Origin of the sequence: Polynucleobacter sp. Fuers-14, assembly GCF_018882045.1 — a bacterium.
Classification (GTDB): Bacteria; Pseudomonadota; Gammaproteobacteria; order Burkholderiales; family Burkholderiaceae; genus Polynucleobacter.
This window is the reverse complement of sequence record NZ_JACVPG010000013.1, coordinates 51,319-76,751: the sequence shown is the minus strand read 5'-3', so window position 1 is coordinate 76,751 and position 25,433 is coordinate 51,319. Positions and strand designations below refer to the sequence as shown.

Sequence of the window (25,433 nt, the reverse complement as noted above, 5' to 3'; positions counted from 1 at the left end):
CAAATCCCCTGAAATATGCTTTTGTGCCCTAAGTGGGTACTTTAAATCAATCAGCAATTGATCTAATAAAAGTCCATTTTCTTAGCCTAAAACACAGCTCTTTTTAAGGTGGGTGTTACTCAATCTTTCCAGGTGGGATGTTTTTGCATCACTGAATCGAATAAATCAGATTCAAGCTGCTGATTGAGCCATTTTTTGACTGCGGGTATAGGGAGTTGCTCAAACCTCTTGGAGTCAACCATTGAAAACTGCCTAATAAATGGGAAGATGGCCACATCCACCCAAGTTAATCTACCCCCCATTAGGTATTGGAAGTTTTGCAGCACCTGCTCCATAGGAATCAACATGACTTGCAATACTTCATCGAGAACTGCTTCTGGATCTAGCTCTGGGAATCGATTAGGGTATTTGTATTGATCCAATAGAGTCTTAAATGGGCCATCATTTTTTTCAATCCAAGAATTGGCAATAGACTCATCAACCTCTTTCCACCCATGCGGGTCAGACTGTTGCAATGCCCAGTGCAAGATATCCAGGCTTTGATCTATTACGAGATTATCCATCCGTAAAACAGGGACCGTTCCCTTGGGAGAGAGTTGCAACATCGATTGCGGTTTATTGCGTAACTCAATCTCTCGGTGTTCAACCTGAATACCCGCATACTTCAATGCCATGCGGGCTCGCATGGCATAGGGACATCTTCGATAAGAATACAAAGTGGGTGTCATGCAAGCAATTTACTCCTAGCATTTAATATGCCACTCGTTGCCAGCCACTTGGACAGGCCTGTGTCTGTGGATAGTACAGTCCATTTTCAGGGCAATAGGCAGCAGCTTGTGGTTGCGGTGGATAAACATATTGCGGGGTGTAATAAACGCGCGGAGGTCTGTAGTACGCATTGGCAACAGCCACTCCAGCCACAGCACCAACCGCAAAAGGCGCCCAGCCGCCACGCCAACCGCCATATCCACCATACCAACCCCTACCACCATGAGCACTGGCTGAGCTGGCCACCCCTGCAAGCATGACACCTGTAAGCAGGCATATTAGTATTTTTTTCATATAGACCCCCATTCATAAAGGCATTAAGCCTTTTCTTACATAACGGATCAGCTTTAAGGTGGGTTGACGCTATCAAATTAAATACTTTTGTAAGCATTAATAGGCAGGTCTTAAGGGAGTTTTTTCTTCCTACAAGCATCAGAGCAGTATTTGACCGATTCCCAATTTTTGGCCCAGGATTTTCTCCAGGTCATTTCTTTTTTGCAGGCAACACAAATCTTACTTGGGAGAGCGCTTTTGTTTCCCTTAAACGTTGTCTTCATGAGTGTTTTTATAGCGCGTCGAGCTGATTCAGAATCTTTTGGGCATGCAGCACAATTTCTTTTTGATCTTCATCACTAATTCTTTTGAGGTTGGCCGTCATTAACTTAGTACGTGGGCTCGCTTCAAATTGAGCACGATGCTTGATCAAAAAGTTCCAATACAAAGTTGTGACGGGGCATGCCTCTTCCCCATAGCGTATCTCAGGCTTGTATTTACATGAGCCACAATAATTGCTCATGCGTCTGATGTATGCGCCACTGGCGATATAAGGCTTACTGGTAAACCGTCCGCCATTCGCAAATAAGGCCATCCCAGCCGTATTAGGTAACTCCACCCACTCAATCGCATCTACGTAAATTGCTAGATACCAGTCACACACTTCTTGAGGCAGAATTTCAGCTAGAAGTGCAAAGTTTCCGGTCACCATTAAACGCTGAATATGGTGCGCATAACCATATTGCAGTGTTTGACCAATAGCATCTTGCATACAAGCCATCTGGGTCTGCCCAGTCCAATACCATTTGGGTAATGGGCGCTGATGTTGATAGTAGTTATCTTGTGCCATTTTTGGCATGTCAAGGTAATACATGCCCCGGACAAATTCTCGCCAGCCTAATATTTGTCGAATGAAACCCTCGATTGTTGATAGATCCAAGGCATACTTTTTCCAAGCAATGATGACCGCATCAATCACCTCACGAGGATTTACTAGCTTTAGGTTTAATGCGCTCGACAAAATAGAGTGCCATCCAAAGGGGGTATCCGTCCACATAGCATCTTGATACACACCAAAATTTCTGAGGCGGTATTCGACAAAATACTCCAGAGCTTGGAGAGCCTGGCTTCTGGTAACGGGCCAGTTAAATGACTCCAGAGATCCAGGATGATCTGGGTAAGTCTTTGTAACGAATGCCAATACTTCTTTGGTAATCGCATCCACTTCAAACGCCGCAGGAGCATCGATGATGCCAGGCCCCTTTTTCGGATAGGGCTTGCGATTATCTTGATCGAAGTTCCACTGACCACCCTCGGGGTTACCATCAGCATCTATCAACACATGGTGCTTCTTACGCATTAGGCGGTAAAAGTACTCCAGCCTGAGTTCTTTTTTGCCTGCAGTCCACTCCACAAACTCTTGGCGCGAGCAATAGAAATGCTCATCCTCAAGCATCTCTAGCTCAATATTGAGCTCTTTTGCTAATGCCTCAATCGCCTGCTTGAGACGCCATTCACCAGGCTCAATACAAACTAAATGCTTTACCTTCTTTTGCAGAATATGCTCTTTGAGAACCTCGACAATAGGCAGATGCGAACCTTGAACGTAGGTCAGTGGATATTCCAGCTTTTTAAGCTCTACTGCAAAGTGGCGCATTGCCGAAAGAAATAAAGCAATTTTGGCTTTATGCGACCAAACATACTGAGCCTCATTAGCCGATTCAATCATGATGATTTCATCGGCTTGAGGATCAAAGCTTCGTAATGCGGCGCTCTGCAAATCAAGTTGATCCCCTAAAATCAGAACTAAGCGCTCAGACTCCGTGGTTTGCTGCTTGATTTTCTGCTTGATTTGCTGCTTCATTTATTTTTGTATTGAGTGGGGCAATAGGCTCGAGTCACATCTTCACTACGTAAAGCGCTATGTTTTGTTGCTCGTCCAGTTACCCGCTTGCGCCAAAGTTCAAAGGAGCTGCGTTTTAGCTCTTTGCGCATAATGGCAATCACCTGAGGCTCACCTAGACCAAAGGTCTTCTCAATCGCATCAAATGGCGTGCGATCCTCCCAAGCCATTTCAATGAGGCGAGATAAATCGGGTTCTGCGAGAGTCTTGGGGGCTAGTTTTGGCACCCTGCAAGTTTAAGACTTATTCAATAAACTAGCTTGAGACTATGATTGGAAAAATTCGTCAAAAACTGATTTCTCAAGAGGTCCCAGCAATACAAAAGCCGGCGGTAATCATTTGCCCTATCTGTGATCGGCCCATCCCAGATTCACAGAAAGATGCACACCATCTCATCCCCAAATCTAAGGGTGGAAAAACCACTGAATACCTTCACCGTATTTGCCATAAGCAAATACATGCCTTGTTTACCGAATCTGAGTTAGCCCAGCAATATCATCATGCCCAGATCCTAAGAGAACATCCGGAGATGAAGAAATTTATTCAATGGGTAAAAGGCAAGCCCAATTCTTTTTATGAAAAAACCCGCAAGAGCACGCGCTTGAAAGTCTCTAGTTAAGTATTTACCTTGCCCTATTTAAGTGCATTAAAGAGTCTAATAGACTTATTAGCGACTCAAGAACCTTTTCTTAAAAGGCTGTCGAAGAGATTTCAATAAAAACCCCTCTTTGGTGCATGAGTTTTTGAACTTGTGCAAACCTAAATATCGTTCTAATTATTAAAACCTAAGATACGTTATGCGTATAAAAATTACAAAAAGCCTGGTATTACCGGCCCAAATACTCGAGACCGAAAGCATTCCTGAGGCACTGTTTCCTGAGGGAGATTACCTTGCCAACCTCACCCCCGATGGGAAGATTGAGGTGATTAATACGCGGAAAATAAAAGCCCTTTTTTCCTTCTCGCAATTTAGAGAAAGAATCTCGCTAGGTGAATTTATTGTGATGGAGGCTTGAGATCGGATTTCAGCGAGATAAATCCAGGCTTACTACTACCGCCGTCATTGCAGAAACAGATTCAAAAGCTTTTGAATTAACACCGCTGGTATCAATATCCTCCCAGTTGAACTCCAAGGAGAAATGGGCAGACTCGACGATGAGCTCATAACTAGTCGATACCTTATTGCTCTCACCTCCCTTTAGCTCGTCACTTACAGGAACGCGTAAGGACTCGATGGTAGCAATTAATGTGCTCACTTCATTACCGGTCAACTCTCGGGTTCGCAGTACATCATCCGTACGCTTAATAGAAATCTTGGAGACCTCGTCAATCGTTACCTCGTATTGATTAAGCCCCAGATCTTCCCAAATTGTTAATTCCAGAGCAATTGGATATGTTTTCATCAATCTACCTCGTCAACATGGGGTTCGTCAAAATTCGTCTTGTGAGGCCTGAGCTTAACTGCCAGCTGAGTCCATTTACTTTGATGAATTCGGTAGTCGCAATGTTCAGCGTGATTCTCTAGTAAGCCAAAAATGATGGTAGTTGGAATTTTGCAATGAAGGCACCGATAGGCATGCTGATGTTCTTCAATCTTTTCTTGGGGATAGTCGATATAAAACGGTTTCATTACCAACCCCTCTATCTAGATCAGGCCAATAAGACGATATTACACCTGGGTATTAACAAAAGGGGAAACATTTAAGGAATGCTAGCCCTCGAGTTCACCCTCCCACTTGGAGATAACGGCCGTTGCCAGGCCATTCCCCAATACATTGGTTGCTGAACGCGCCATATCCAAGAAGTGATCTACCCCAAGGATCAATAGGACACCTGCTTCAGGCAAATTAAATTGGGACAGGGTTGCGGCAATGACCACCAAGGAGGCTCGCGGCACACCTGCTATCCCCTTTGAAGTAATCATTAACACCAGTAACATCAATAGCTGCTGGCTGAGCTCCATCTCAATGCCGTAGACCTGCGCAATAAAGATCGCAGCAAATGTGCAATACATCATTGAGCCATCTAAGTTAAATGAATACCCCACCGGCAAAACGAAGGAAGCAATTTTGTTTTTACAGCCAAAGCGCTCCACTCTTTCTAAAGTCATTGGATAGGCCGCCTCTGAACTCGCAGTGGTAAACGCAAGTAAGGCGGGTTCTCGCAACATCTTCACTAAAGTCCAAGTACGATTTTTTAATACCAAGGAGCTAATCAGAATGATGACGATCCATAAGGTGAAAATAGCAGCATAAAAACTCAGCATGAATTTTCCGTAGGTCATCAATATGCTGACACCATTTTCCGCAATGACGGATGAAACTGCCGAGAAGACTGCGATAGGAGCCATCTTCATTACTGCAGTCGTAATCTTGAGCATGATGTGGGAGAGCATATCCAGATTACGAATGAACTCATCTGCTCTAGCCCCCATGCCTGCTGCGCCAACACCAAAGAAAACAGCAAAAACTACGATCTGTAAGATCTCATTTTTAGCCATCGCATCAAAGATGCTGACCGGGAAAATATGTCTCACAAAATCTGGAAAATTAAGGCTCGCTTTATTTAATCCAGTATTGGCTGCGATCTCCGGCAGAGTTAATTCCACGCCAATACCCGGATGCAGAATATTGACCATGACCAAGCCCAACAATAAAGAAACCAGCGACATGGAAATAAACCAAGAGAAGGTTTTTAAACCCACTCTACCGATAGTCGAGGCATCACCCATTTTGGCAATACCAACAACCAAGGTGGCAAATACCAAGGGAGCAATGATCATCTTAATCAAACGCAAAAAGACATCTGTCAAGATTGAGATGTAAAGGACGTACTGATCGGGGAAAGAAGTTCCTGCGCCGTACAAGTTGACAAGATAGCCAACCAAGACACCTAAGACCATCGCCCCTAGAATAAAGTTGGTTAGCTTTTTAGAGTTCATGGATGACCTAATAAATGGGGGAACAGGGAGATTCTACCCATCTTTAGACCCCTCAGGGTATCAACTTAGAATGCAGAAACCTGTATCCGTCGATAATCATCAACTAAACATACTTTAGAGAAAATAAATATGCTCCCTTGTATTGAATTGGAAACCAGCCCGAATCCAACAGCTGCCGTTATCTGGTTGCATGGTCTTGGAGCCGACGGCAATGATTTTGTACCCATCATTCCTGAATTAAAGCTAGCTGGATGCCCTGGCATTCGCTTTGTATTTCCGAGCGCCCCAAGCATGCCCGTCACCGTCAATGGCGGTTACGTTATGCCAGCCTGGTATGACATCATTGGCAGAAACCTGATGGATCAAGAAGATGCGGCAGGCATTCAAAAATCGGCAGCGGCGATTGTTCAGTTAATCGAAAATGAGGCTGAGCGCGGGATTGCCTATGACAAGATTGTTTTGGCTGGCTTTTCTCAAGGGTGCGCAATGGCCTTGCATATTGGCTTACGTTTTCCACACAGACTTGCCGGCATTATTGCCCTATCAGGCTATCTACCCTTAGCAATGACTGCCAATATTGAAAAGCATGCAGCAAATGCCAAGACGCCCATCTTTATGGCGCATGGTACTTATGATCCAGTGGTTACTGTTGATCGCGCCCAAGCATCGCATGCCTTACTAGAACAAATGGGTTATCAAGTAGATTGGAATGAATACCCCATGGAACACTCCGTTAATCATGAAGAGCTCATGGATATCTCGCGCTTCTTGCAAGAAGTATTGGCGGCTAAATAAGCCCATCCGCTATTAACTTGATGCTGGCAATCAACAAAAAGAATCTCACTGTTCGGTAATACCATTTCATTGAGATTCTTTTGGCAAGATAAAAGCCAAAGTAGACCCCTACTGGCACGCAAGGTAACAAGATGATGGAAGTTGCCAGCTGCTGGAAATTCAGCAGATTCAAATAGGCGTAAGGGCCTAGCTTCCCAAAATTAATGATCGTGAAAAAGACTCCCAGGGTCGAGGTGTACACCATCGGCAGGAGTTTTTCTCTGAGCATATACACCGTTATCGGCGGCCCACCAATATGTGCTACAAAAGAAGTGAAACCAGACGTTAAGCCCATTACGCGCCCAAGCCAAGGATAAGGCTTAGTCTCCTTTAAATCCATGCGTGACATGGCAAGATTCTGAATCAAAAAGAGTAGGGTAAAAATACCAATCGATAGAGTTAATATCTGAGGCGTGATGGCAGTAAAGAAAATCATTCCCAACAAAAGCCCCGCTATTGCCGGTGGAATAATGATCTTGAGAATACGCCAATTAGCATTACGAATAAAGCGGCCTAAGCCAACCAAATCGATGGCAATCAATAGCGGCAACAAGATTGCCAGGGCTTCATTAATACTGGACTGACTTGCCATTAAAGGTAAAGAGAGAATACCGAGCCCAGCACCGAAGCCACTTTTGGATATACCGACAATAATGACGCTAATTACCGCACACACAAAAAATATCAAAGAATGTGCGTTAAAAGATTGCACCAAGGAGGTAAAGAGTAAATCAAGCATCCAGCGATTTTACCAAGCTATGAATAGGTAGGCAGCGGCTACAGCCATAAAGCCTGTGGCTAGCCATCCGAAAATCCTCATACTCAAAGAGGCGACATGAGCCCCCATCACTGACTGTTTTGATGACAAAACCATAATGGCCACCATGAGTGGTACAGCGACAATTCCATTGATTACCGCACTCCAAAATAAGGCCTTCATAGGGCTAATGGGTGAGTATTGAATCGCCAGAGCAATCAACACGCTCAGAGCAATGATGGCGTAAAACTTGCTTGCTTGAGAAGCGCTATCCTCCAAGCTAGAGCGCCAGCCAAACACTTCTGACAAAGCATAGGCAGCCGAGCCAGCAAGAACCGGTACACCCATCAGCCCGACGCCCAAGATCCCCAGCGCAAAAAGCAGAAAGGTAAACTCGCCGGCAAGTGGTCTTAATGCCGATGCAGCCTCGGCCGCGGTATTGATGTCACGTACACCGGCAGCATAGAGGGTCACTGCCGTAGCGAGAATAATGCAGTACGCAGCCACATTGGAGTACAACATGCCGCTCCAAGTATCCCAACGAATTCTTCTGAGCTCCGCTGTCACCACCTCAGGATTTTTCTGTTCAAGCAGACTGGGCTGACCACGCAAGTTCATATCCTCCACTTCCTGAGAGGATTGCCAAAAAAATAAATAAGGACTAATGGTAGTGCCAAAGATCCCGACCACTACTGCAGCCGAATCCGCACTCCAAGTCAACTGAGGAAAGAAGGTGCTCCAGATAACATCGCCCCAAGAAATATGCACCGTAAAAAGGACGGCACCATACGCCAGTAGAGAAAGTGATAACCACTTCAAAAAGAAAACATAGTGGCGATAAGGAATCAGTATCTGCAAAACCAAAGTCAACAATACAAAGAGGCCGGTCATGATATGCCAATTAATACCCGTAACCAACTGTGCCACCTCACCCATCGCAGCAATATCTGCAGCGATATTGAGAACATTTGCAATCAATAGCAGCAACACTAGAGAAACCAATACAACTGGCGGAAAAGCCAACTTCATATTGGCGGATAAACCACGGCCAGTCACCCTACCGATACGAGCGCATAAGACTTGAATTGTCGACATCAAAGGATATGCAAAGGGCATTGTCCAAAGCATATTTAGGCCAAATTGCGCACCCGCTTGAGAATAAGTGACGATCCCACTAGGATCATCATCCGCCACACCCGTAACCAATCCCGGACCTACCCGAGATAAAGGATGTTGCTTAATGCAGACCCAGATTTCAGAGAGATTCATACGGGTTGCAGTGAAAGGAGCATCCTTTGAGTGTAGCCTTTACCAGATAGTTTAAGTTTCAGAGTTTCTTGCTAAAACTATATTGAGCAAACGCTTGCTCAGCCACATTAAACCACTGCGCTTCCATGTTTCTAAATGCGCGGTAGTCCTCAAAAATCTTTTTGAATTGCGGATTCTTCGCAGACTCCTCGGCATAGGTTTCTTGGCTTGCTTTAAAACACGCATCCAGGATAGAAGTATTAAACTTGCGGAGTACAGCACCATTTTGCAAAAGACGTTGCAATGCAGGTGGATTAAGCGCATCGTACTTTGCGCACATATCAGTATGCGCTTCGAAACAAGCCGCCTCCCATGCTGCCTGATAGGCAGGCGGTAAAGAATCCCACTGCTTTTTATTGACCAAGAAAGAAAGTCCAGCGGCACCCTCCCAGAAAGCTGGGTAGTAGTAATTCTTGGCAACCTTTGCTAGGCCTAGCTTTTCATCGTCATAGGGTCCAACAAATTCAGCAGCATCAATTGTGCCTTTTTCCAGAGCCGAATAAATCTCACCGGCCGGAAGCTGTTGTGGCACTACACCAAGCTTTGCAAGCACCTGCCCTGCAAATCCGGCGATACGGAATTTCAGGCCCTTGAGGTCTTCTGGTGATTTAATTTCTTTTCGAAACCATCCACCCATTTGCGTGCCAGTTTGGCCGCCTAAGAAATTCACAATGTTGTAGCTGGCATAGAGTTCGCGCATTAACTTCATGCCATTACCATGCAGCATCCAAGCAGACTGTTGGCGAGCAGTTAAACCAAATGGTGCAGCAGTATCGAAGATGAAAGCACTATTTTTACCTAGGTAGTAATAACTTGCGGTATGCCCACACTCTACGGTGCCGTTTTGTACGGCATCCAATACCTGAAGAGCTGGAACGACTTCACCAGCTGCAAATACCTTGACGTTAAATTTTCCGTCAGTAGCTTTACGCAAAGCGTTAGCAAATACTTCAGGCGTACCAAATAAAGTATCTAATGATTTAGGGAAGCTCGAAACCAAACGCCAGTTCAGAGTTGGCAAACTTTGTGCAAGAGATGGCGCTGCTAAGGCAGCAACTCCGGCACCAATAGTGGCTTTCTTTAAAAATGAACGTCTTTGCATTTCCGTCACCCCTTTTAAAAATAATGAAGTTTTATATTGATACTATTTTTAGAGTCCGCATTGATTGTCTTGCTTTATTTTCCACCAACCGTCATTGAGCCCAGCAAAATCGATCCCGTTTCTTTGGTGCCACGAATGAGGGTATCACTGCCAATTAACTGAATATCCATCAGCATATCGCGTAGATTACCAGCGATCGTAACCTCTTCAACAGGGTATTGAATAACTCCATTCTCAACCCAGTAACCAAATGCACCACGAGAATAATCGCCAGTCACGTAATTGACGCCCTGCCCCATTAATTCTGTCACCAATAAACCGGTTCCCATTTCTTTTAATAGTGCAGGCAAGCCACCCTTAGGCGTTTTCTTACTTTGTAAAGTCAGGTGATGTGACCCACCAGCATTACCGGTGGTTTTCATGCCCAACTTGCGAGCAGAATAAGTCGATAAAAAATAACCTTCGAGTATTCCTTTATCTACCACTGTTCTAGCAGAAGTTTTGACGCCCTCTTCGTCAAAAGGTGCACTACCAGTCATTGACTTCAGATGTGGATCTTCAAACAAGCTGATATGTTTGGGCAACACTTGCTTACCCAGACTATCGAGTAGAAAGCTGGAGCGGCGATACAAAGCGCCGCCTGAAACAGCTTGTACTAGACCTCCCAATAATCCCGCAGCGAGAGGCGCTTCAAAGATCACCGGGCAACGTCGAGTTGTCAAAGATCTGGCCTTGAGGCGCGACAAGGCCCGCTGAGCTGCATACGTTCCGATTGCGGCAGGATCGGCCAACTCCTCAGGAATGCGGGAGCTGGAGTACCAATCGTCACGTTGCATGTGAGCTTTCTTGCCACCTTCGCTAGCGATTGGCGCACAAGAAATATAGTGACGAGAAAAAGGATAGCCGCCCATAAATCCATGCGACGTTCCCATCATGAAATGCGCATGGTGTGCGGATACCGATGCGCCATCACTATTTTTAATTTTTTTGCTCACTGAAAATGCCGCGCCCTCAGCACTACGTGCGATTTCTACTGCAGCAGCTGCATCAATATTCCATGGATGAAACAAATCTAAATCCAGCGGACTTTTTTCTAAGAGATCAGCCTCAGCAGGACCTGCACACAAATCCTCTGCCGTGTGTTGTGCGATGTGATAGGCAGCATCAACCGTTGCCTTTAATGATGCTTTTGAGAAATCGCTAGTGCTGGCGTTACCGCGGTGATGACCCAAAAATACGGTGACCCCCACTTGCTTATCCAGACTTTGCTCTATAGTCTCAACCTCACCCTTACGAACAGTAACGGAGAGGCCCTGACCCTCCGAAACCTCCGCTACGGCATCTGAGGCACCCCTTCTTTTGGCCTCTTTGAGCATGAAATCGATGATTTCTTGAAACTGGTTGGATGTATATGTAAACATACCCTAATAATAGCTAGAATAGAAACATGAAGCATACAGAAGCCCTGAAACGAAACAGCCCTAATGAGGTCAAAATTGGCCTCATCTCCATCTCGGATCGCGCTAGCAAAGGCGTCTACCAGGATGAAGGCATTCCCGCCCTACAAACCTGGCTCATTAAAGCCATTAGCAATCCCTGTGTTTTTCATGAGCGCCTCATTGCTGATGAGTCGGAAGCCATTACCGAGTCGATCATTGAGCTTGTAGATGAGCTAGGTTGCGACCTCGTTCTTACTACAGGTGGCACTGGGCCCTCTAGAAGAGATGTGACCCCTGAGGCCACTCGTGAAGCTGGTACTCGTGAGATGCCTGGGTTTGGTGAGCAAATGCGTCAAATTAGCTTGAGCTTTGTACCGACCGCTATTCTATCCAGACAGACAGCTGTCCTCAGAGAAATTGATGGTCATGCCGCACTGGTCATTAACCTGCCCGGACAACCTAAGGCAATTGCAGAAACGCTTGAAGGCCTGAAAGACGAGAACGGTAAATCGATTGTTCCCGGCATCTTTGCAGCGGTGCCTTACTGCATTGATTTAATTGGCGGCCCGTATATCGAAACTAACGAAACAGTCATTAAAATCTTTAGACCAAAAAGTGCCCTTAAGAAAACTGGGGCTTGATTCGCTCCAACCATCAATAAAAAGGTCCGCATTGCGGACCTTTTCTTTTGAGATGGCTACTGAGGAAGCGGCACAATAAATTTCTCACGGTAATACTTTAGCTCTTCGATAGACTCTTCTATGTCTGCTAATGCTGTATGCGCCTGGTTCTTTGTGAAGCCTTTCACCAACTCAGGATGCCAACGCTTACAAAGCTCTTTCAAAGTAGAAACATCAATGTTTCGATAATGAAAGTAAGCCTCTAACTTCGGCATGTATTTCGCCATAAAGCGTCTGTCTTGCCCAATCGTATTGCCGCACATTGGGGCGATACCGGCTTTAATATATTTCTTTAAGAAGGCAATACATTCTGCCTCCGCCGTTGCCTCATCTAAAGTGGATGCCTTCACTTTATCGATCAAACCAGATCGCCCATGCGTACCTTTATTCCAGGCATCCATGGCATCCAAAACGACATCCTCCTGATGCACTACCCAGACTGGGGCCGTGGCAATAGTATTGAGGTGGGCATCTGTCACGATAATAGCAATTTCCAGAATCCGTTCGGTTTCCGGGTTTAGGCCTGACATCTCCATATCCACCCAAATCAGGTGTTCATTCGCTGGCGCCGCCTTGGTTGCCGCTGTGACTGCTGCTGTGGTTGTAGTGTTAGTTTGCTCGCTCATATCTATAATGATCTCATGACATTCACAATTATTTTTCTAATTGCCTTTATTGCTAGCTTTGGCTTACGCCACTGGCTTTCCCAACGTCAAATTCGCTATGTGGCGCAGCATCGTAATGCCGTCCCCACGGATTTCGCTGAAAAAGTGACTTTAGCTGAACATCAAAAAGCAGCTGACTACACCATCGCTAAATTACGCCTTGGTATTTTAGAGAATGGGGTCAGCGCTATCATTTTAATTGGCTTCACCTTATTGGGTGGCCTACAGATTCTGAACATGGCATTACTGCAATTTTTGGGCGAAGGCATTGCTCAACAAATTGCTCTACTGGTTTCCGTCGTGATCATTTCTGGCGTGATTGATATGCCTTTCTCCTGGTACAAGCAGTTCCATTTAGAGGAACGCTTTGGATTTAACCGCATGGGTAAAAAACTATTCTTCACGGATATGTTTAAAGGAATGGCAGTGGGCGGCGCGATTGGCATTCCACTACTGTGGGTCATTCTGACTTTAATGTCTAAGGCTAGTGAGTTATGGTGGCTTTGGGCATGGGCAGTGTTGACAGCATTTAGCTTGCTCATGCAGTGGATCTTCCCAACTTTTATCGCACCACTTTTCAATAAGTTTCAAGCCTTAGAAGATGGTCCTTTAAAAACACAGATTGAAGCGCTACTGAAACGCTGCGACTTTGCGAGCCAAGGTCTGTTTGTGATGGACGGCAGTAAACGTAGCGCTCACGGCAATGCATTCTTTGCCGGCATGGGTAAAGCCAAGCGCATTGTATTTTTTGACACCTTGATTGAAAAGCTTAATCCGGGCGAAGTCGAGGCGGTTCTCGCACATGAGCTTGGCCATTTCAAATGCAAACATATTCGTAAACGTCTCTTGGTCTCGTTCGCTCTCAGCTTTGGGATGTTTGCTCTATTGGGTTGGATCAGCACCAAAGTCTGGTTCTACACTGACTTAGGCGTGATGCCCAACCTCAATGGTTATAACGGTGGCCTTGCATTGGCACTCTTTATGCTGGTCTCACCTGTATTTAGCTTTTTCTTCACGCCACTTTCTAGTTTGGCCTCTCGTAAGCATGAGTACGAGGCAGATGGATTTGCCGCTGAGAAATCTTCCGCAAAAGATTTAATTGCGGCACTAGTGAAGTTATATCAAGATAATGCCTCGACCCTCACTCCCGATCCGATCTATACCGCTTTTTATAGCTCGCATCCGCCTGCGCCCTTGCGCATTGCTAACTTACAGCGGTTTAGCTCATAACGATGGAGCAATTTCATGCGCTACTCATTGCCTCCTACGGAAGGCATTATTTAGCGCAGCGTTTAATTAAGGATGCCAATGGCCATGAATCACCTGATGGTCCATTAATACAAGTCAGCACTCCAGCTAAGCAGCATATCGGCGCCGTGGGTGATCGCATGTTGCTTGAAATGACTTCAGCTGATCAAGCACGTATTATCAAAATTGAACCTCGAGAAAATCTTCTCTATCGCTCGGATGCATTTAAGAGCAAGTTGATTGCATCGAATGTGGATCAAATCTTGGTAGTACTTGCTACTCAACCTGCTTTCTCGCCAGACTTATTGGGAAGGGCGGTAGTAGCAGCGGAAGCCAATCAAATTGGTCTACATATTTTGCTCAATAAATGTGACCTTAAAGATAATCTTGAGCATGCTCGCAAAATCATTGCGCCCTATGCTCGCATGGGCTACCAAGTCAGCGAAGTTTCTGCCAAATTTGATCCCGCATCCATTGATGCATTACGTACGGCACTACAAGGCAAGGTCTCAGTCTTTGTGGGCCAGTCTGGTATGGGTAAGTCCAGCCTATTAAATGCCTGGATACCCAATGCTGCCGCACTGACTCAAGAATATTCTGTGCGCTTAGACACTGGCAAACACACTACTACTGCCTGTCGTTACTTTGAATTGCCTGAGGCATGGGGGAAAGATACAACCGGTAAGCTTGGCGCCCTGATTGATTCTCCCGGATTCCAAGAGTTTGGTTTGGCGCATATGTCCGTGAGTGAACTGCAACATGCCTTTAGAGAATTTAAAGACTTGCTAGGTAAGTGCCGCTTTCATAATTGCGCCCATTTGACTGAGCCAGATTGCGCAGTAAGAGAAGCGGTAGATAGAAATGAAATAGCGCCAGAAAGACTGGCACTATTTAGACAGCTGCACTCGGATTCAAAAACAGCTGATGTACAAATTCAGGGAATTAGCCAAGCCAAAGAGCGATGGTCAGCATTAGCAACAAAGCCATCCAAGCGATAACTAAGCGCCATACCAGTCCTACCGCAGAGCGCATCGAACGCTCAGTAGGCTCAAGACCTACTTCATAAATAACCGGTTCACCGGCTTCAGCCATACGTAATGCCTCATCACTATCAGGCTCACTCATTGGCTCACCAAGACGTACACCCAACGCACCACTCCCTGCCGCCAAAATTACTGCGGACAAAGAGTCTGACCATTTTTGCGTGAGATAGCGCCAGCCATATACAGCGCCTTCGAAGTTACCAACAATGGCAAAGCCCATCGCGGTAATACGCGCAGGAACCCAATCCAAAACGTAGAAGAAATGACGGGCAGATTCGCTGAGGTTAAAGTCACCACGCTCTGACCAACGTTGAGAAGCAATATCAGCCAAGCGGTAGAGCACAACACCAGCCGGGCCCATTGGCATCATGAACCAGAACAACACACCAAACACATGGTGGTGTGAACCGATGATGGCGCGTTCTAGTGCCAAAGAAATCACCTCAGTCTCTGTAAGATTAGAAGTGTCTAATTCAGGGCCATACCACTCACCCAAGGCCGCACGCGCAGCAGGTAAGTCATGCGCTTCAATTGCTTCATGCACGGCAGTAAAAGAATGACTGAACTGCCGAAAACCAAAAAACAAATAAGCGATGACGATATTCCAAAGAAAACCCAAGATTGGATAAGTCACCATACAAGTGACATACACAATGAAGACTAAAAAAGTTGGCAGTATGAAGGCCACCAAGCAGGCTATGCGAGCACCGATAGGGCCCGCACCGTCTTCAGTCTTGCCGCCGAACTCAGCAGCAACCCAATCTAGCCAGCGAGCACATACGCGCGCAATCCAATGGCTTGAAGTGACTGGGCGGTATTGCTCAGCAATAAGGGCGAAGAGAATAGAAAAGAAAGTCATACTTTTAATAAATGATAAAGGTTACGCAACATTCCCGCAGTGGCACCCCAAATAAAGCGGTTCTCATAAGGCATTGAATAAAAACGTCGTCCACCCTGCTCACTTTGCCACAATCTGACTTGATGATTAGCGGGATCTAACAAAAAACTCAGGGGCACCTCAAAGACATCGGCCACCTCAAACTCGTCTAAGACATATTCTGCCTGAGCTTGGACCAATCCTACTACTGGTGTAACGCTATAGCCAGAAACCGTTAAATACTGTGGCAAATGACCAATAATCTCCACTCGCCCAGGATCTAATCCGATTTCTTCTTTGCTCTCACGCAAGGCGGTGTCATTAGGACTTTGATCCTCAGGATCCATACGGCCCCCTGGAAAACTAATTTGGCCTGCATGATCGCGCAAATGATTGGTTCTTTGCGTGAGCAATACTGACAAACCACCCTCCTTCAATAGCAGTGGAATCAGTACTGCTGCTTTAGTGACTTTTCCGACGGCTTGGCGCTTAGCAATAATGTCAGCCGCAATCACATGACGGTTTTCATCGGTAATCTCCGGCTCCCATTGGGGCGGTGATTGCAAACGCGCTTTTAAGCCTGACGGCTCCAAAAACTCTGGTGCTACCTTTTTTTCACCAGCACACACCGCATGAACCGGAATTGCCTGTGCATCAAACCCTGGAGGCGCAGCAACATTGATTGCATTATCTTCAGGTGTTGAGGTCTTGGACATATTCATATTCTAAGGCAACAAAAAAGGCGACCGAGGCCGCCTTTTTAAATCAAGCCAGCATTAATTATGCGGCTGGAGTTGCTACTGCTACTTTACGTGCAGGAAGCTTCTCTTTAATACGTGCAGACTTACCTGAACGATCACGCAAGTAGTACAACTTAGCACGACGTACATCACCGCGACGCTTCACTTCAATGCTAGCGATCAATGGTGAGTAAGTTTGGAATGTACGCTCTACACCTTCGCCAGATGAAATCTTGCGAACGATAAAGCTGGAATTGAGTCCGCGATTGCGCTTTGCAATCACAACACCTTCAAACGCCTGAGTACGCTTACGCGCACCTTCAACAACGTTCACGCCAACAACTACTGTATCGCCAGGAGCAAAGCTTGGCAAAACCTTGTTAGCACTTAAGCGAGCAATTTCTTCTTGCTCAATTTTTTCAATTAAATTCATTTTTAATCCTTAAACATCGTATTAGCGTTTAATCCCGAGACCTAAATCAACGGACCTAATAGAGGATGCAGTTAAAACAATTTCACTAAACCAAAAAACTAAACCACCTATTCACCACTGCACACTACTGAAAGTATTTACAGAGAGCGAAGAAATTGTTCATCTTCTCGGGTTAGCAACCCTTTGGCTCTGGCCGATTCAATTAAGTCCGGCCTTAACCTGAACGTCAGCTCTAAAGACTTCTGCCGACGCCAATCCGCTATTTTAGCGTGATGTCCGCCCAAAAGCACGTCCGGGACGGATAAATTTTCATATATTTCAGGGCGGGTGTAGTGCGGATAGTCCAAAAGACCGTTCATAAAGCTATCCTGAGTGGCAGATTCGCCATCCCCAAGCGCCCCTGGGATCAATCGAATGACCGCATCCATCATGGCCATAGCGGGGATTTCGCCCCCAGAAAGTACAAAATCACCGATAGAAAGCTGTAAATCGACGTTTCGGTCGACAAAACGTTGGTCAATGGCCTCATATCGACCACAAATAAAGCTCAAATTGCCGTAATCCAGGATATCTGCCGCTATCTTCTGAGTAAAACGCTCGCCCTGGGGTGCCAATAAGCAAATTGGGCCTGATTTGATGTTTGCCGCCTGATGGGCTGCCTTAATTCCGGCGACTGCATCTTCTAAGGGCCTGGCCATCATCACCATGCCAGGTCCACCGCCATAAGCACGGTCGTCCACGGTTTTACGAGGATCAGAGCAAAAGTCACGAGGATTCCAAAGATGAATGCTGGCTAATGATTGTTCACATGCGCGACCAGTAATGCCCCACTGCGTTAATGCAGAGAACATTTCAGGAAACAAGGTGACTACATCAAAGCGCATATCGGTAATTATTTTTGAAATTGATCTTTGCGTTCTTATTGCCAGTCAGACTGCCAATCAAGAGTAATCGTTTTATTTGGCAAGTCGACGTTTTGCACTACTTCTTTTACAAACGGCACCAAATACACAATCTTTTTAGTTTCTGGATTACCAATCGCGATAACACCATGTGCACCATTCTCAGTGACATCAATCACTTCACCAAGCGCTTCGCCTTGCAAATTCACGGCATGACAACCAATCAGATCAACCCAGTAATAGGAATCACTATCCGCCTTTGGAAACGCATCGCGTGCCACCAAGATACGAGAACCTTTTAATGCGAGTGCCTGATCACGATCAGTTACCCCATCCAGAGTAAGCACCACATTACCGCTATGCATCTTGGCGCTTTTCACTTTGTATTGCGTCAAAGAGGCTGGCTCTAGTGACGCAGAAACGCCCGCATCCCTACGAGGAATCAGAGACAGCCAAATGGATTTAGAAGAAAGAAGTGCTACAGGCTCTGATGAGTGAGGTCTTACCTTCACTTGGCCTTGCAAACCTTGCGCCTCAGATATGGCGCCAAGCTCAATCAAATCATTCAGGGAAGGCGTACTCATTTGTAAGACACCTTATTTTCCCAAAATAGAACTACTATAAATTCTGCCGCTAAAAACCTCATCACATCGATGAAGTTTTTAGCAATCGAATATTAAACAGCTGGATTGTTTTTGATCAAACGAACTACTGTTGGGGAAACCTGCGCGCCAACACCAGTCCAGTATGTCAAACGGTCTTGAGCAATACGCATTGCTTGCTCAGTTGCCGCTGCTTGTGGATTGAAGTAACCAATACGCTCGATAAAATTCGAGTCACGACGGTTGCGTTTATCAGTAGCAACAATGCTGTAAAAAGGGCGCTTCTTAGAACCGCCGCGTGCCAGTCGAATGACGACCATACTTATTCCTTAAAATCTAAAATGAAAACAGGTTGATTACAACCCAATGAAATTTCTACAAAAAACTTTGGGCTCCAGCTCACCAAATAAAGATACGGTAGAGCGGAAAACCTCATATTCTAGACGAAAACCCCTACTTCTTCCACCTATTTAAGCATCTAAGACAGTAGAATAGAATGTGTACTTAGATAAAAATTACATTAAAAACAATAACTTAGGTAAATATGATCCTTAAATCCAGACTTTTAGACTCCCTCAGAAGGCCTTCAAAAGGGTTCTTTCTGACACTTTCTTGCCTAAGTCTTGGACTTTTAAGTGGCTGCGCAAACGTCATACCTCCATGTGGAGCCAAAATAAGCCCACCAAGCAGCGAACTCAAAAATACCAAATGGGAGCTGACCCGCTGGAACTTACCCCCCAATAGCAATGGAGAGGTGCGTACCCGTCAAATTCCGCAAGGCGATGCCAGCAACCCGATTCAAATCATTTTTGATGCTAGCGGACAACGACTGAGCGGCTCGACAGGATGCAATCGGTTTACTGCAACCCTCGATGAAGACGCCCGCGGTTTTTCTCTTAAGCAAATCGCCAGCACCAAGATGGCTTGCAACCCTCAGCGTATGGAATTAGAAAATGATTTCCTCTATGAGTTAAATGACTATCGCAGCATTGTGCGCAATGGTGATCAATTACTCATGATCGGCACTGATCGTGAAGTACTCAGTTTTATTCAAAAGCCAAACAACACTAAGTAAGCACTCAATTATTCATTAGCAATATCACTGAAAGATTCATGAAAAAATCCAAACTTCTTTTTTGCGCACTCGGATTACTCCTTCCGGGCAGCGGCCTCAATTGTTTTTATCTACAAGGACTCAAATCTTTTTGGGCATGGGTTCAGCTATTTGCCTTGATAGGTGGCGCAGTAGGCTGGGTCATTCTTAAGGACGCCCACTTTCATTCGGCGCCAGGATGGGTGCTCGTTACTTTTGGTTTTATGGCTATTGAAGCAAGCTGGTTAACCACCATTGCCTTTGGTCTTCGCTTGGATGAGAAGTGGGATGCCCAATTTAATCCCGGCATTGAAGAACACCGACGGAGTCGCTCTGGCTGGCTCGAGATACTGACAGTAATTTTCTCTTTGGTATTGGGTGCTGGTGTAATGATGACTTTTTTAGCAGTCTCATTTGAGCAATTCTTCATTTCTCAAATCTATGAAGCAAAAAAGCTATCCCAATAATTGCAGATAGCTTTCATTTTGCAAGAGCCGCTCTTAAGAGCGGTTTTTTTATTCTCTTTTGCGCCCCTTTAGAACTGCTCTACTTCTAGGGCATTGGTAGAGTGACCGCTTTCAACAATCGAAGTTGCCAGAGCTTGTGCTTGAGGCATGAGATTCTCAGCAAAGAAACGGGCAGTAGCAATCTTCGCGCCATAGAATTTTGGATCATCATCACGCAAACGCTCAGAAGCTAACAGTGCTCTCGCCATTTGCCAGCCGCCCAATACCAAGCCAGATAAGCGTAAGTAAGCAAAGCTACCGGCATAGACAGCCTTGATGTCCGTCTTTGCATTCGCAACAATGTATGCAACTGCTTGTTCGAAGGCCGCGCGTGCCAAAGTGAGTTGCTTGAGAACCGCTTTAGCATCAGCACTTCCACTGGCAGCTAAATCTTTTTCAGTAGCAGCAATTCTTTGGGAAAGCTCTTTGGCAATCGCCCCACCATCACGTACTGTTTTTCTACCAACTAAGTCATTCGCCTGAATTGCAGTAGTGCCTTCGTAAATCGTCAAGATGCGGGCATCACGGTAATACTGCGCTGCGCCAGTTTCTTCGATAAAGCCCATACCACCATGCACTTGAACCCCCAGACTAGCCACTTCAATCGACATTTCTGTAGAAAAGCCCTTAACGATTGGGACCAAGAATTCATAGATAGCTTGATTGGCTTTGCGAACCGCTTCATCAGGAGCAGCATGCTGTGCATCATAGGCAGAAGCAGCGTAGTAGGCTAATGCACGCGATGCTTCTGTGTAGGCACGCATCGTCATCAACATGCGCTTCACATCAGGTTGATGAATAATTGCAACAGGGCCCGGTGAACCGGTTAGGTCACGGCTTTGTACTCGATCTTTGGCGTATTGCACTGCCTTTTGATATGCGCGTTCTGCAACAGCCACACCCTGCATACCTACTGCAAAGCGAGCCGCATTCATCATTACGAACATATATTCAAGACCGCGATTTTCTTCGCCAACCAAATAACCGATAGCACCACCGTGGTCACCAAATTGTAGAACCGCAGTTGGGCTCGCTTTAATGCCTAACTTGTGCTCAATCGAAACGCAATGTACGTCATTACGCTCACCTAATGAACCATCTTTATTCACCATAAACTTCGGCACTACAAATAAGGAAATACCCTTTACGCCCTCTGGCGCATCGGGTGTTCTGGCTAACACCAAATGGATAATATTCTTAGCCATATCGTGCTCACCATAGGTGATATAAATTTTGGTACCAAAAATCTTGTAAGTACCGTCACCCTCTGGAACAGCACGTGAGCGAACCATCGCAAGATCAGAGCCAGCTTGCGGCTCAGTCAAATTCATTGTTCCAGTCCACTCACCAGAAATCATCTTCGGAACGTATTGCTCCTGAAGTTCTGGGCTAGCAGCAGTTAAGAGAGCTTCAATAGCACCATCAGTTAGCAAAGGACATAATGCAAAAGAAAGATTGGCTGCATTCACCATCTCTAAACATGCAGTAGAGATCAATTTTGGTAAACCTTGTCCACCAAACTCTGCGGGATGAATGACACCTTGCCAACCAGCAGCAGCGTATTGCTCGAAAGCTTGTTTGAAGCCAGGGGTAGTTGTTACTACACCATCTTTTAAGGAACTTGGGGTCTGGTCGCCAGCCCAATTGAGGGGCGCCACTACGTCTTGGTTAAATTTGGCTGACTCCTCCAAGATCGCAGGGGCCAAATCTACATCCGCACCCGCATCAGCATAGGAGGGATAGGCAACAACATCTGATAGCCCAGCTAGTTCATTCATCACAAACAACATATCTTTCACTGGGGCTACGTATGGCATTACAACTCCTCTTTATACAGTTTCATGCTTAATTAATCTTTAACTTCAATCTTCAACTCAACCAAGTGCTTTTGTTAACTCCGGCACAGCAATGTTCAAATCCGCCACTAGACCATAGTCAGCAACACCAAATATTGGCGCCTCTGGATCTTTGTTGATTGCGACGATCACTTTGGAGTCTTTCATACCAGCCAAATGTTGGATGGCACCAGAGATACCAACAGCGATGTAAAGCTGAGGAGCGACAATCTTGCCAGTCTGACCCACTTGATAATCATTGGGAACGTAACCCGCATCCACCGCAGCACGAGATGCACCCAAAGCAGCACCGAGCTTGTCGGCCAAAGGTGCAATGAGCTCCTGATACTTTTCACCAGAACCCAAACCGCGACCACCAGAAACAATAATCTTGGCGGCGGTCAATTCTGGACGATCAGATTTAGTCAGCTCACGACCAACAAAGGATGATGAAGCTTTGCTATCAGCAACAGCAGCTTTTTCTACAGCAGCCGAACCACCAGTAGCGGCAACTGGATCAAAACCAGTAGTACGCACAGTAATCACTTTGATTGGATCAGTGGATTGCACGGTCGCAATCGCATTGCCCGCATAAATTGGACGCTCGAAAGTATCCACAGAGATGACTTTGGTAATGTCAGACAACTGAGCTACATCTAACTTAGCAGCAACGCGTGGCAAAACATTCTTTCCATTGGCTGTTGCAGGAGCGAGAATATGGCTATAGCCATTCGCAATGGAGAGGATCTGCGCAGCCAAAGGTTCAGCCAATTGATCAGCCAAATTAGCGGCATCAATTTGAATGACTTTGCGCACGCCAGCAATTTGCGCTGCGGCAGCTGCAGCAGCATCAGCACCACTCCCAGCAACGAGCACATCCACCTCAGGAGAGCACTGCAAAGCAGCTGCTACAGCATTAAGGGTTGCCGCTTTTAATGATTGATTGTCGTGTTCAGCAATAACAAGTGCAGCCATTTAGATCACCTTCGCTTCATTTTTGAGTTTTTCTACAAGGGCTGCCACATCAGCAACCATCACGCCAGCAGAGCGCTTTGGCGGCTCTTCTACTTTAAGTGTTTTCAGGCGTGGGGCAATATCGACACCCAATTCTTCAGGCTTCACGATATCAATTGTTTTCTTCTTGGCCTTCATGATGTTCGGCAAAGTGACATAGCGTGGTTCATTCAAGCGCAGGTCAGTGGTAATCACTGCCGGCAAAGTTAGTGCAATAGTTTCTAAGCCGCCATCGACTTCACGAGTCACAGTGGCTTTGCCGTCTGCAACTACAACCTTAGAAGCAAAGGTTGCTTGAGGAATATCCAGCAAGCTAGCGAACATCTGACCGGTTTGATTGCTGTCATCGTCAATTGCTTGTTTACCAAGAATGATGATTTGCGCTTGCTCTTTATCAGAGAGCGCCTTGAGAATCTTCGCTACTGCTAAAGGTTGCAGCTCTACATCTGTCTCCACCAGGATGGCACGATCCGCGCCAATTGCTAAAGCGGTACGGAGGGTTTCTTGGCATTGGGTTGCACCAGCAGATACTACAACCACCTCAGTTGCGACACCCGCCTCTTTTAAACGCACCGCTTCCTCTACTGCGATTTCATCAAAGGGATTCATACTCATTTTGACGTTCGCCAAATCAACTCCAGAGTTGTCTGATTTCACCCGAATTTTGACGTTGTAATCAACAACGCGTTTTACAGCCACTAAGACTTTCATCCCTCAAACCTCTCCAATAATATATAAATCGAGGATAAACCCTCAATAAAAAGCACGATCGTTTTATTTTACCTGAATATTTGCCAAATTAAACATCAATTGCGGTAGCTGAACCCGCCTGTTTCCGAAGCTCAAACTTCTGAATCTTGCCAGTCGAGGTCTTTGGTAGTTCACAGAAGACAATAGCTCTCGGAACCTTAAAGCCTGCTAAATGCTTTTTACAGTGGGCAATAATCTCCTCGGCAGTCACCTCTGAACCAGGTTTGATTTCCAAGAAGGCGCAAGGCGTTTCACCCCATTTAGGATCAGGCTTAGCAACCACCGCAGCAGCGTTAATAGCTGGGTGTCGATAGAGTACATCCTCAACCTCTACAGAGGAAATATTTTCACCTCCAGAAATAATGATGTCTTTGCTGCGGTCCTTCATCTTCACATAGCCATCTGGATTCATTACTGCCAAATCGCCCGAGTGAAACCAGCCACCTTCAAATGCCTCTTGGGTTGCTTTTTCGTTCTTCAGGTATCCCTTCATGGCAATATTGCCCTTGAACATAATTTCACCCATGGTTTCACCATCTGCTGGAACCGCCTGCATGGTTTCTGGATCAAGAACAGCAATTGCCTGTTGCATGTGATAACGCACACCTTGGCGTGCATTTAAACGAGCACGCTCACCGATATCAACATTATTCCACTCGTCTTGTTTAACGCACACAGCTGCTGGCCCATAGGTTTCAGTCAAACCATAGACGTGCGTTAAATCAAATCCTAACTTTTCCATACCCTCAATAATCGATGCAGGTGGTGCGGCACCGGCGATCAAGCCTTTAACTCCTGTGGGCACTCCCACCTTCAGCTCATCCGGCGCATTGACCAACAAGTTATGCACGATAGGTGCTGCGCAGTAGTGGGTCACACCATGCTCTTTAATTGCCGCAAAAATATGTTGCGCATCAACCCGACGCAAGCAGACGTTGACACCAGCGCGAGCAGCGATAGTCCATGGAAAGCACCAACCATTGCAATGGAACATTGGTAAAGTCCAGAGGTAGATGGGATGCTTATTAATATCCCAGTCCAGCACATTGGAAACGGCATTTATTGCAGCGCCACGATGGTGATACACCACACCCTTAGGGTTACCAGTAGTTCCTGATGTGTAATTCAAGCAAATCGCTTGCCACTCATCTGCGGGAACTTGCCATGCAAAATTTGGATCCCCTTCGGAGAGTAATTTCTCATAAGTGAGTTTGCCTAACTTCTCGCCAGGAACTTCAAACTCTTTTTCTTCAACATCTACCACCAAGAAATCACGACCAGAATCTTTCTTAGCAATCTCAAGCGCTTTTTTCATCACCCCTGAAAATTCAGGATCAACAATGACTACTTTAGCTTCGCCATGATTCAGCATAAAGGCCACTGTCTCTGCGTCTAAACGAGTATTAAGAGCATTCAAAACTGCACCCGCCATTGGAATACCAAAGTGGGCTTCTACCATTGGAGGCGTGTTGGGCAACATCACCGCTACGGTGTCACCCAAACCAACACCATGCTTTTGTAAGGCGCTAGCCAAGCGACGGCAACGCTCATAAGTTTGTGCCCAGGTCTGACGCAATTTCCCATGAATAACGGCAGTTTTATCGGGGTAAATTTCTGCTGAGCGCTCTAAAAATAAGAGCGGTGTAATTGGGGTGTAGTTGGCTGGATTGCGAGCCAAACCTTGTTCATAAATATTTGCCATCTTCAGCTTTCGATTTCT

At 45.9% G+C, this 25,433-nt stretch carries 31 protein-coding genes; 8 read left to right on the top strand and 23 right to left on the bottom strand.

Annotated features, from left to right (window positions below; genetic code table 11):
* Positions 1 to 119: 119 nt before the first annotated feature.
* The 5 genes from ICN40_RS09065 to ICN40_RS09045 all read right to left on the bottom strand — a co-directional run bounded on the left by ICN40_RS09065 (position 120) and on the right by ICN40_RS09045 (position 3,171).
* Positions 120 to 728 (bottom strand): glutathione S-transferase, encoded by a 609-nt coding sequence (locus ICN40_RS09065; protein ID WP_072583629.1) that lies wholly within the window; start codon positions 726 to 728, stop codon positions 120 to 122.
* 22 nt (positions 729 to 750) lie between these two features.
* Positions 751 to 1,062, bottom strand: coding sequence for a hypothetical protein (locus tag ICN40_RS09060; RefSeq protein WP_216122632.1), 312 nt, complete (start codon positions 1,060 to 1,062; stop codon positions 751 to 753).
* A 110-nt stretch (positions 1,063 to 1,172) separates the two neighbouring features.
* Positions 1,173 to 1,325 carry a DUF2256 domain-containing protein gene (locus ICN40_RS09055; RefSeq protein ID WP_216122634.1) on the bottom strand — a complete coding sequence of 51 codons (153 nt, stop codon included), beginning with the start codon at positions 1,323 to 1,325 and terminating at the stop codon, positions 1,173 to 1,175.
* Between the two features lie 8 nt (positions 1,326 to 1,333).
* Positions 1,334 to 2,905, bottom strand: a complete 1,572-nt coding sequence (locus ICN40_RS09050; RefSeq protein ID WP_216243542.1) for a cryptochrome/photolyase family protein — start codon at positions 2,903 to 2,905, stop codon at positions 1,334 to 1,336.
* Positions 2,902 to 3,171, bottom strand: a complete 270-nt coding sequence (locus ICN40_RS09045) for a TIGR03643 family protein (protein ID WP_215320506.1) — start codon at positions 3,169 to 3,171, stop codon at positions 2,902 to 2,904. Before ICN40_RS09045 ends, ICN40_RS09050 begins: the two co-directional genes overlap by 4 nt.
* Positions 3,172 to 3,212: 41 nt before the next feature.
* Between ICN40_RS09045 and ICN40_RS09040 the strand changes: the two genes are divergently transcribed.
* A complete protein-coding gene (locus ICN40_RS09040; RefSeq protein ID WP_216243540.1) occupies positions 3,213 to 3,563 on the top strand; it encodes an HNH endonuclease in 351 nt (116 codons plus the stop codon).
* A 178-nt stretch (positions 3,564 to 3,741) separates the two neighbouring features.
* Positions 3,742 to 3,960 carry a hypothetical protein gene (locus ICN40_RS09035; protein WP_072583635.1) on the top strand — a complete coding sequence of 73 codons (219 nt, stop codon included), beginning with the start codon at positions 3,742 to 3,744 and terminating at the stop codon, positions 3,958 to 3,960.
* Positions 3,961 to 3,969: 9 nt separating this feature from the next.
* Here the strand turns inward: ICN40_RS09035 and ICN40_RS09030 are convergent, their stop codons facing one another.
* From ICN40_RS09030 to ICN40_RS09020, 3 genes are all read right to left on the bottom strand, one after another.
* A complete protein-coding gene (locus ICN40_RS09030) occupies positions 3,970 to 4,347 on the bottom strand; it encodes a hypothetical protein (protein WP_215320510.1) in 378 nt (125 codons plus the stop codon).
* Positions 4,347 to 4,574 (bottom strand): hypothetical protein, encoded by a 228-nt coding sequence (locus ICN40_RS09025; RefSeq protein WP_216243538.1) that lies wholly within the window; start codon positions 4,572 to 4,574, stop codon positions 4,347 to 4,349. Before ICN40_RS09025 ends, ICN40_RS09030 begins: the two co-directional genes overlap by 1 nt.
* Before the next feature lie 81 nt (positions 4,575 to 4,655).
* A complete protein-coding gene (locus tag ICN40_RS09020) occupies positions 4,656 to 5,885 on the bottom strand; it encodes a dicarboxylate/amino acid:cation symporter (protein ID WP_216243537.1) in 1,230 nt (409 codons plus the stop codon).
* A gap of 129 nt (positions 5,886 to 6,014) precedes the next feature.
* Here ICN40_RS09020 and ICN40_RS09015 point away from each other — a divergent pair, with 129 nt between their 5' ends.
* Positions 6,015 to 6,680: an alpha/beta hydrolase gene (locus ICN40_RS09015; protein WP_216243535.1), complete on the top strand. Its 666-nt coding sequence runs from the start codon at positions 6,015 to 6,017 to the stop codon at positions 6,678 to 6,680.
* Here ICN40_RS09015 and ICN40_RS09010 read toward each other — a convergent pair.
* The 4 genes from ICN40_RS09010 to pmbA all read right to left on the bottom strand — a co-directional run bounded on the left by ICN40_RS09010 (position 6,673) and on the right by pmbA (position 11,307).
* A complete protein-coding gene (locus ICN40_RS09010) occupies positions 6,673 to 7,458 on the bottom strand; it encodes a sulfite exporter TauE/SafE family protein (protein WP_216243533.1) in 786 nt (261 codons plus the stop codon). The genes ICN40_RS09015 and ICN40_RS09010 overlap by 8 nt on opposite strands.
* Positions 7,459 to 7,467: 9 nt before the next feature.
* A complete protein-coding gene (locus ICN40_RS09005; protein ID WP_216243531.1) occupies positions 7,468 to 8,745 on the bottom strand; it encodes an NRAMP family divalent metal transporter in 1,278 nt (425 codons plus the stop codon).
* Between the two features lie 58 nt (positions 8,746 to 8,803).
* The gene (locus tag ICN40_RS09000; RefSeq protein WP_072583642.1) at positions 8,804 to 9,886 is read right to left on the bottom strand and encodes a TRAP transporter substrate-binding protein; all 1,083 of its coding nucleotides are present in this window, start codon (positions 9,884 to 9,886) and stop codon (positions 8,804 to 8,806) included.
* Between the two features lie 74 nt (positions 9,887 to 9,960).
* On the bottom strand, positions 9,961 to 11,307 hold the full coding sequence (gene pmbA, locus ICN40_RS08995; protein WP_216243530.1) for a metalloprotease PmbA: 1,347 nt from the start codon (positions 11,305 to 11,307) through the stop codon (positions 9,961 to 9,963).
* A 26-nt stretch (positions 11,308 to 11,333) separates the two neighbouring features.
* On the opposite strand from pmbA, the gene mog reads away from it, so the two are divergent.
* Positions 11,334 to 11,966, top strand: coding sequence for a molybdopterin adenylyltransferase (mog, locus tag ICN40_RS08990; RefSeq protein ID WP_216243528.1), 633 nt, complete (start codon positions 11,334 to 11,336; stop codon positions 11,964 to 11,966).
* Between the two features lie 56 nt (positions 11,967 to 12,022).
* Here the strand turns inward: mog and orn are convergent, their stop codons facing one another.
* Positions 12,023 to 12,631 carry an oligoribonuclease gene (orn, locus tag ICN40_RS08985; RefSeq protein WP_216243526.1) on the bottom strand — a complete coding sequence of 203 codons (609 nt, stop codon included), beginning with the start codon at positions 12,629 to 12,631 and terminating at the stop codon, positions 12,023 to 12,025.
* Between the two features lie 15 nt (positions 12,632 to 12,646).
* On the opposite strand from orn, the gene ICN40_RS08980 reads away from it, so the two are divergent.
* Together ICN40_RS08980 and rsgA are read left to right on the top strand one after the other, a co-directional pair.
* Entirely contained in the window at positions 12,647 to 13,900 is a 1,254-nt protein-coding gene (locus ICN40_RS08980) for a M48 family metallopeptidase (RefSeq protein WP_072583646.1), read from the top strand.
* A 2-nt stretch (positions 13,901 to 13,902) separates the two neighbouring features.
* Positions 13,903 to 14,916, top strand: coding sequence for a ribosome small subunit-dependent GTPase A (rsgA, locus tag ICN40_RS08975; RefSeq protein ID WP_216243524.1), 1,014 nt, complete (start codon positions 13,903 to 13,905; stop codon positions 14,914 to 14,916).
* On the opposite strand, the gene ICN40_RS08970 is transcribed toward rsgA, so the two are convergent.
* The 6 genes from ICN40_RS08970 to rpsP all read right to left on the bottom strand — a co-directional run bounded on the left by ICN40_RS08970 (position 14,861) and on the right by rpsP (position 18,835).
* Positions 14,861 to 15,820: a CobD/CbiB family protein gene (locus ICN40_RS08970; RefSeq protein ID WP_216243522.1), complete on the bottom strand. Its 960-nt coding sequence runs from the start codon at positions 15,818 to 15,820 to the stop codon at positions 14,861 to 14,863. The genes rsgA and ICN40_RS08970 overlap by 56 nt on opposite strands.
* On the bottom strand, positions 15,817 to 16,554 hold the full coding sequence (locus tag ICN40_RS08965) for a CoA pyrophosphatase (protein WP_216243520.1): 738 nt from the start codon (positions 16,552 to 16,554) through the stop codon (positions 15,817 to 15,819). The genes ICN40_RS08970 and ICN40_RS08965 overlap by 4 nt, the downstream gene beginning before the upstream one ends.
* A 64-nt stretch (positions 16,555 to 16,618) precedes the next feature.
* On the bottom strand, positions 16,619 to 17,011 hold the full coding sequence (rplS, locus tag ICN40_RS08960; protein ID WP_072583649.1) for a 50S ribosomal protein L19: 393 nt from the start codon (positions 17,009 to 17,011) through the stop codon (positions 16,619 to 16,621).
* A gap of 137 nt (positions 17,012 to 17,148) precedes the next feature.
* Positions 17,149 to 17,895, bottom strand: coding sequence for a tRNA (guanosine(37)-N1)-methyltransferase TrmD (gene trmD, locus ICN40_RS08955; RefSeq protein WP_216243519.1), 747 nt, complete (start codon positions 17,893 to 17,895; stop codon positions 17,149 to 17,151).
* 35 nt (positions 17,896 to 17,930) lie between these two features.
* Positions 17,931 to 18,497, bottom strand: coding sequence for a ribosome maturation factor RimM (rimM, locus tag ICN40_RS08950; RefSeq protein ID WP_216243517.1), 567 nt, complete (start codon positions 18,495 to 18,497; stop codon positions 17,931 to 17,933).
* Positions 18,498 to 18,589: 92 nt separating this feature from the next.
* A complete protein-coding gene (rpsP, locus tag ICN40_RS08945) occupies positions 18,590 to 18,835 on the bottom strand; it encodes a 30S ribosomal protein S16 (RefSeq protein WP_072583652.1) in 246 nt (81 codons plus the stop codon).
* A gap of 224 nt (positions 18,836 to 19,059) precedes the next feature.
* Here rpsP and ICN40_RS08940 point away from each other — a divergent pair, with 224 nt between their 5' ends.
* Positions 19,060 to 19,590, top strand: a complete 531-nt coding sequence (locus ICN40_RS08940; protein WP_216243515.1) for an META domain-containing protein — start codon at positions 19,060 to 19,062, stop codon at positions 19,588 to 19,590.
* Between the two features lie 38 nt (positions 19,591 to 19,628).
* Positions 19,629 to 20,075: a hypothetical protein gene (locus ICN40_RS08935; RefSeq protein ID WP_072583654.1), complete on the top strand. Its 447-nt coding sequence runs from the start codon at positions 19,629 to 19,631 to the stop codon at positions 20,073 to 20,075.
* Between the two features lie 68 nt (positions 20,076 to 20,143).
* On the opposite strand, the gene ICN40_RS08930 is transcribed toward ICN40_RS08935, so the two are convergent.
* The 4 genes from ICN40_RS08930 to ICN40_RS08915 all read right to left on the bottom strand — a co-directional run bounded on the left by ICN40_RS08930 (position 20,144) and on the right by ICN40_RS08915 (position 25,415).
* The gene (locus ICN40_RS08930) at positions 20,144 to 21,931 is read right to left on the bottom strand and encodes an acyl-CoA dehydrogenase (protein WP_216243514.1); all 1,788 of its coding nucleotides are present in this window, start codon (positions 21,929 to 21,931) and stop codon (positions 20,144 to 20,146) included.
* Positions 21,932 to 21,988: 57 nt separating this feature from the next.
* On the bottom strand, positions 21,989 to 22,924 hold the full coding sequence (locus ICN40_RS08925; RefSeq protein WP_216243512.1) for an electron transfer flavoprotein subunit alpha/FixB family protein: 936 nt from the start codon (positions 22,922 to 22,924) through the stop codon (positions 21,989 to 21,991).
* A complete protein-coding gene (locus ICN40_RS08920; protein WP_216243509.1) occupies positions 22,925 to 23,674 on the bottom strand; it encodes an electron transfer flavoprotein subunit beta/FixA family protein in 750 nt (249 codons plus the stop codon). It abuts the gene before it with no gap.
* An 88-nt stretch (positions 23,675 to 23,762) separates the two neighbouring features.
* Positions 23,763 to 25,415 (bottom strand): acyl-CoA synthetase, encoded by a 1,653-nt coding sequence (locus ICN40_RS08915; protein WP_216243507.1) that lies wholly within the window; start codon positions 25,413 to 25,415, stop codon positions 23,763 to 23,765.
* Positions 25,416 to 25,433: the final 18 nt, after the last annotated feature.

Excerpts from the sequence above, each read along its gene's own strand:
- ICN40_RS08980 (WP_072583646.1), top strand. The coding sequence starts at position 12,647 with ATGACATTCACAATTATTTTTCTAATTGCCTTTATTGCTAGCTTTGGC.
- ICN40_RS09010 (WP_216243533.1), bottom strand. The coding sequence starts at position 7,458 with ATGCTTGATTTACTCTTTACCTCCTTGGTGCAATCTTTTAACGCACAT.
- rplS (WP_072583649.1), bottom strand. The coding sequence starts at position 17,011 with ATGAATTTAATTGAAAAAATTGAGCAAGAAGAAATTGCTCGCTTAAGT.
- mog (WP_216243528.1), top strand. The coding sequence starts at position 11,334 with ATGAAGCATACAGAAGCCCTGAAACGAAACAGCCCTAATGAGGTCAAA.
- ICN40_RS09065 (WP_072583629.1), bottom strand. The coding sequence starts at position 728 with ATGACACCCACTTTGTATTCTTATCGAAGATGTCCCTATGCCATGCGA.
- ICN40_RS09040 (WP_216243540.1), top strand. The coding sequence starts at position 3,213 with ATGATTGGAAAAATTCGTCAAAAACTGATTTCTCAAGAGGTCCCAGCA.
- rsgA (WP_216243524.1), top strand. The coding sequence starts at position 13,903 with ATGGAGCAATTTCATGCGCTACTCATTGCCTCCTACGGAAGGCATTAT.
- ICN40_RS09055 (WP_216122634.1), bottom strand. The coding sequence starts at position 1,325 with ATGAAGACAACGTTTAAGGGAAACAAAAGCGCTCTCCCAAGTAAGATT.
- ICN40_RS09005 (WP_216243531.1), bottom strand. The coding sequence starts at position 8,745 with ATGAATCTCTCTGAAATCTGGGTCTGCATTAAGCAACATCCTTTATCT.
- ICN40_RS08925 (WP_216243512.1), bottom strand. The coding sequence starts at position 22,924 with ATGGCTGCACTTGTTATTGCTGAACACGACAATCAATCATTAAAAGCG.
- ICN40_RS09050 (WP_216243542.1), bottom strand. The coding sequence starts at position 2,905 with ATGAAGCAGCAAATCAAGCAGAAAATCAAGCAGCAAACCACGGAGTCT.
- ICN40_RS08970 (WP_216243522.1), bottom strand. The coding sequence starts at position 15,820 with ATGACTTTCTTTTCTATTCTCTTCGCCCTTATTGCTGAGCAATACCGC.
- ICN40_RS08930 (WP_216243514.1), bottom strand. The coding sequence starts at position 21,931 with ATGCCATACGTAGCCCCAGTGAAAGATATGTTGTTTGTGATGAATGAA.
- ICN40_RS09060 (WP_216122632.1), bottom strand. The coding sequence starts at position 1,062 with ATGAAAAAAATACTAATATGCCTGCTTACAGGTGTCATGCTTGCAGGG.
- ICN40_RS09020 (WP_216243537.1), bottom strand. The coding sequence starts at position 5,885 with ATGAACTCTAAAAAGCTAACCAACTTTATTCTAGGGGCGATGGTCTTA.
- rpsP (WP_072583652.1), bottom strand. The coding sequence starts at position 18,835 with ATGGTCGTCATTCGACTGGCACGCGGCGGTTCTAAGAAGCGCCCTTTT.
- ICN40_RS09035 (WP_072583635.1), top strand. The coding sequence starts at position 3,742 with ATGCGTATAAAAATTACAAAAAGCCTGGTATTACCGGCCCAAATACTC.
- ICN40_RS08915 (WP_216243507.1), bottom strand. The coding sequence starts at position 25,415 with ATGGCAAATATTTATGAACAAGGTTTGGCTCGCAATCCAGCCAACTAC.
- trmD (WP_216243519.1), bottom strand. The coding sequence starts at position 17,895 with ATGCGCTTTGATGTAGTCACCTTGTTTCCTGAAATGTTCTCTGCATTA.
- ICN40_RS08940 (WP_216243515.1), top strand. The coding sequence starts at position 19,060 with ATGATCCTTAAATCCAGACTTTTAGACTCCCTCAGAAGGCCTTCAAAA.
- orn (WP_216243526.1), bottom strand. The coding sequence starts at position 12,631 with ATGAGCGAGCAAACTAACACTACAACCACAGCAGCAGTCACAGCGGCA.
- ICN40_RS08935 (WP_072583654.1), top strand. The coding sequence starts at position 19,629 with ATGAAAAAATCCAAACTTCTTTTTTGCGCACTCGGATTACTCCTTCCG.
- ICN40_RS08965 (WP_216243520.1), bottom strand. The coding sequence starts at position 16,554 with ATGTCCAAGACCTCAACACCTGAAGATAATGCAATCAATGTTGCTGCG.
- ICN40_RS08920 (WP_216243509.1), bottom strand. The coding sequence starts at position 23,674 with ATGAAAGTCTTAGTGGCTGTAAAACGCGTTGTTGATTACAACGTCAAA.
- ICN40_RS09015 (WP_216243535.1), top strand. The coding sequence starts at position 6,015 with ATGCTCCCTTGTATTGAATTGGAAACCAGCCCGAATCCAACAGCTGCC.
- pmbA (WP_216243530.1), bottom strand. The coding sequence starts at position 11,307 with ATGTTTACATATACATCCAACCAGTTTCAAGAAATCATCGATTTCATG.
- rimM (WP_216243517.1), bottom strand. The coding sequence starts at position 18,497 with ATGAGTACGCCTTCCCTGAATGATTTGATTGAGCTTGGCGCCATATCT.
- ICN40_RS09030 (WP_215320510.1), bottom strand. The coding sequence starts at position 4,347 with ATGAAAACATATCCAATTGCTCTGGAATTAACAATTTGGGAAGATCTG.
- ICN40_RS09025 (WP_216243538.1), bottom strand. The coding sequence starts at position 4,574 with ATGAAACCGTTTTATATCGACTATCCCCAAGAAAAGATTGAAGAACAT.
- ICN40_RS09000 (WP_072583642.1), bottom strand. The coding sequence starts at position 9,886 with ATGCAAAGACGTTCATTTTTAAAGAAAGCCACTATTGGTGCCGGAGTT.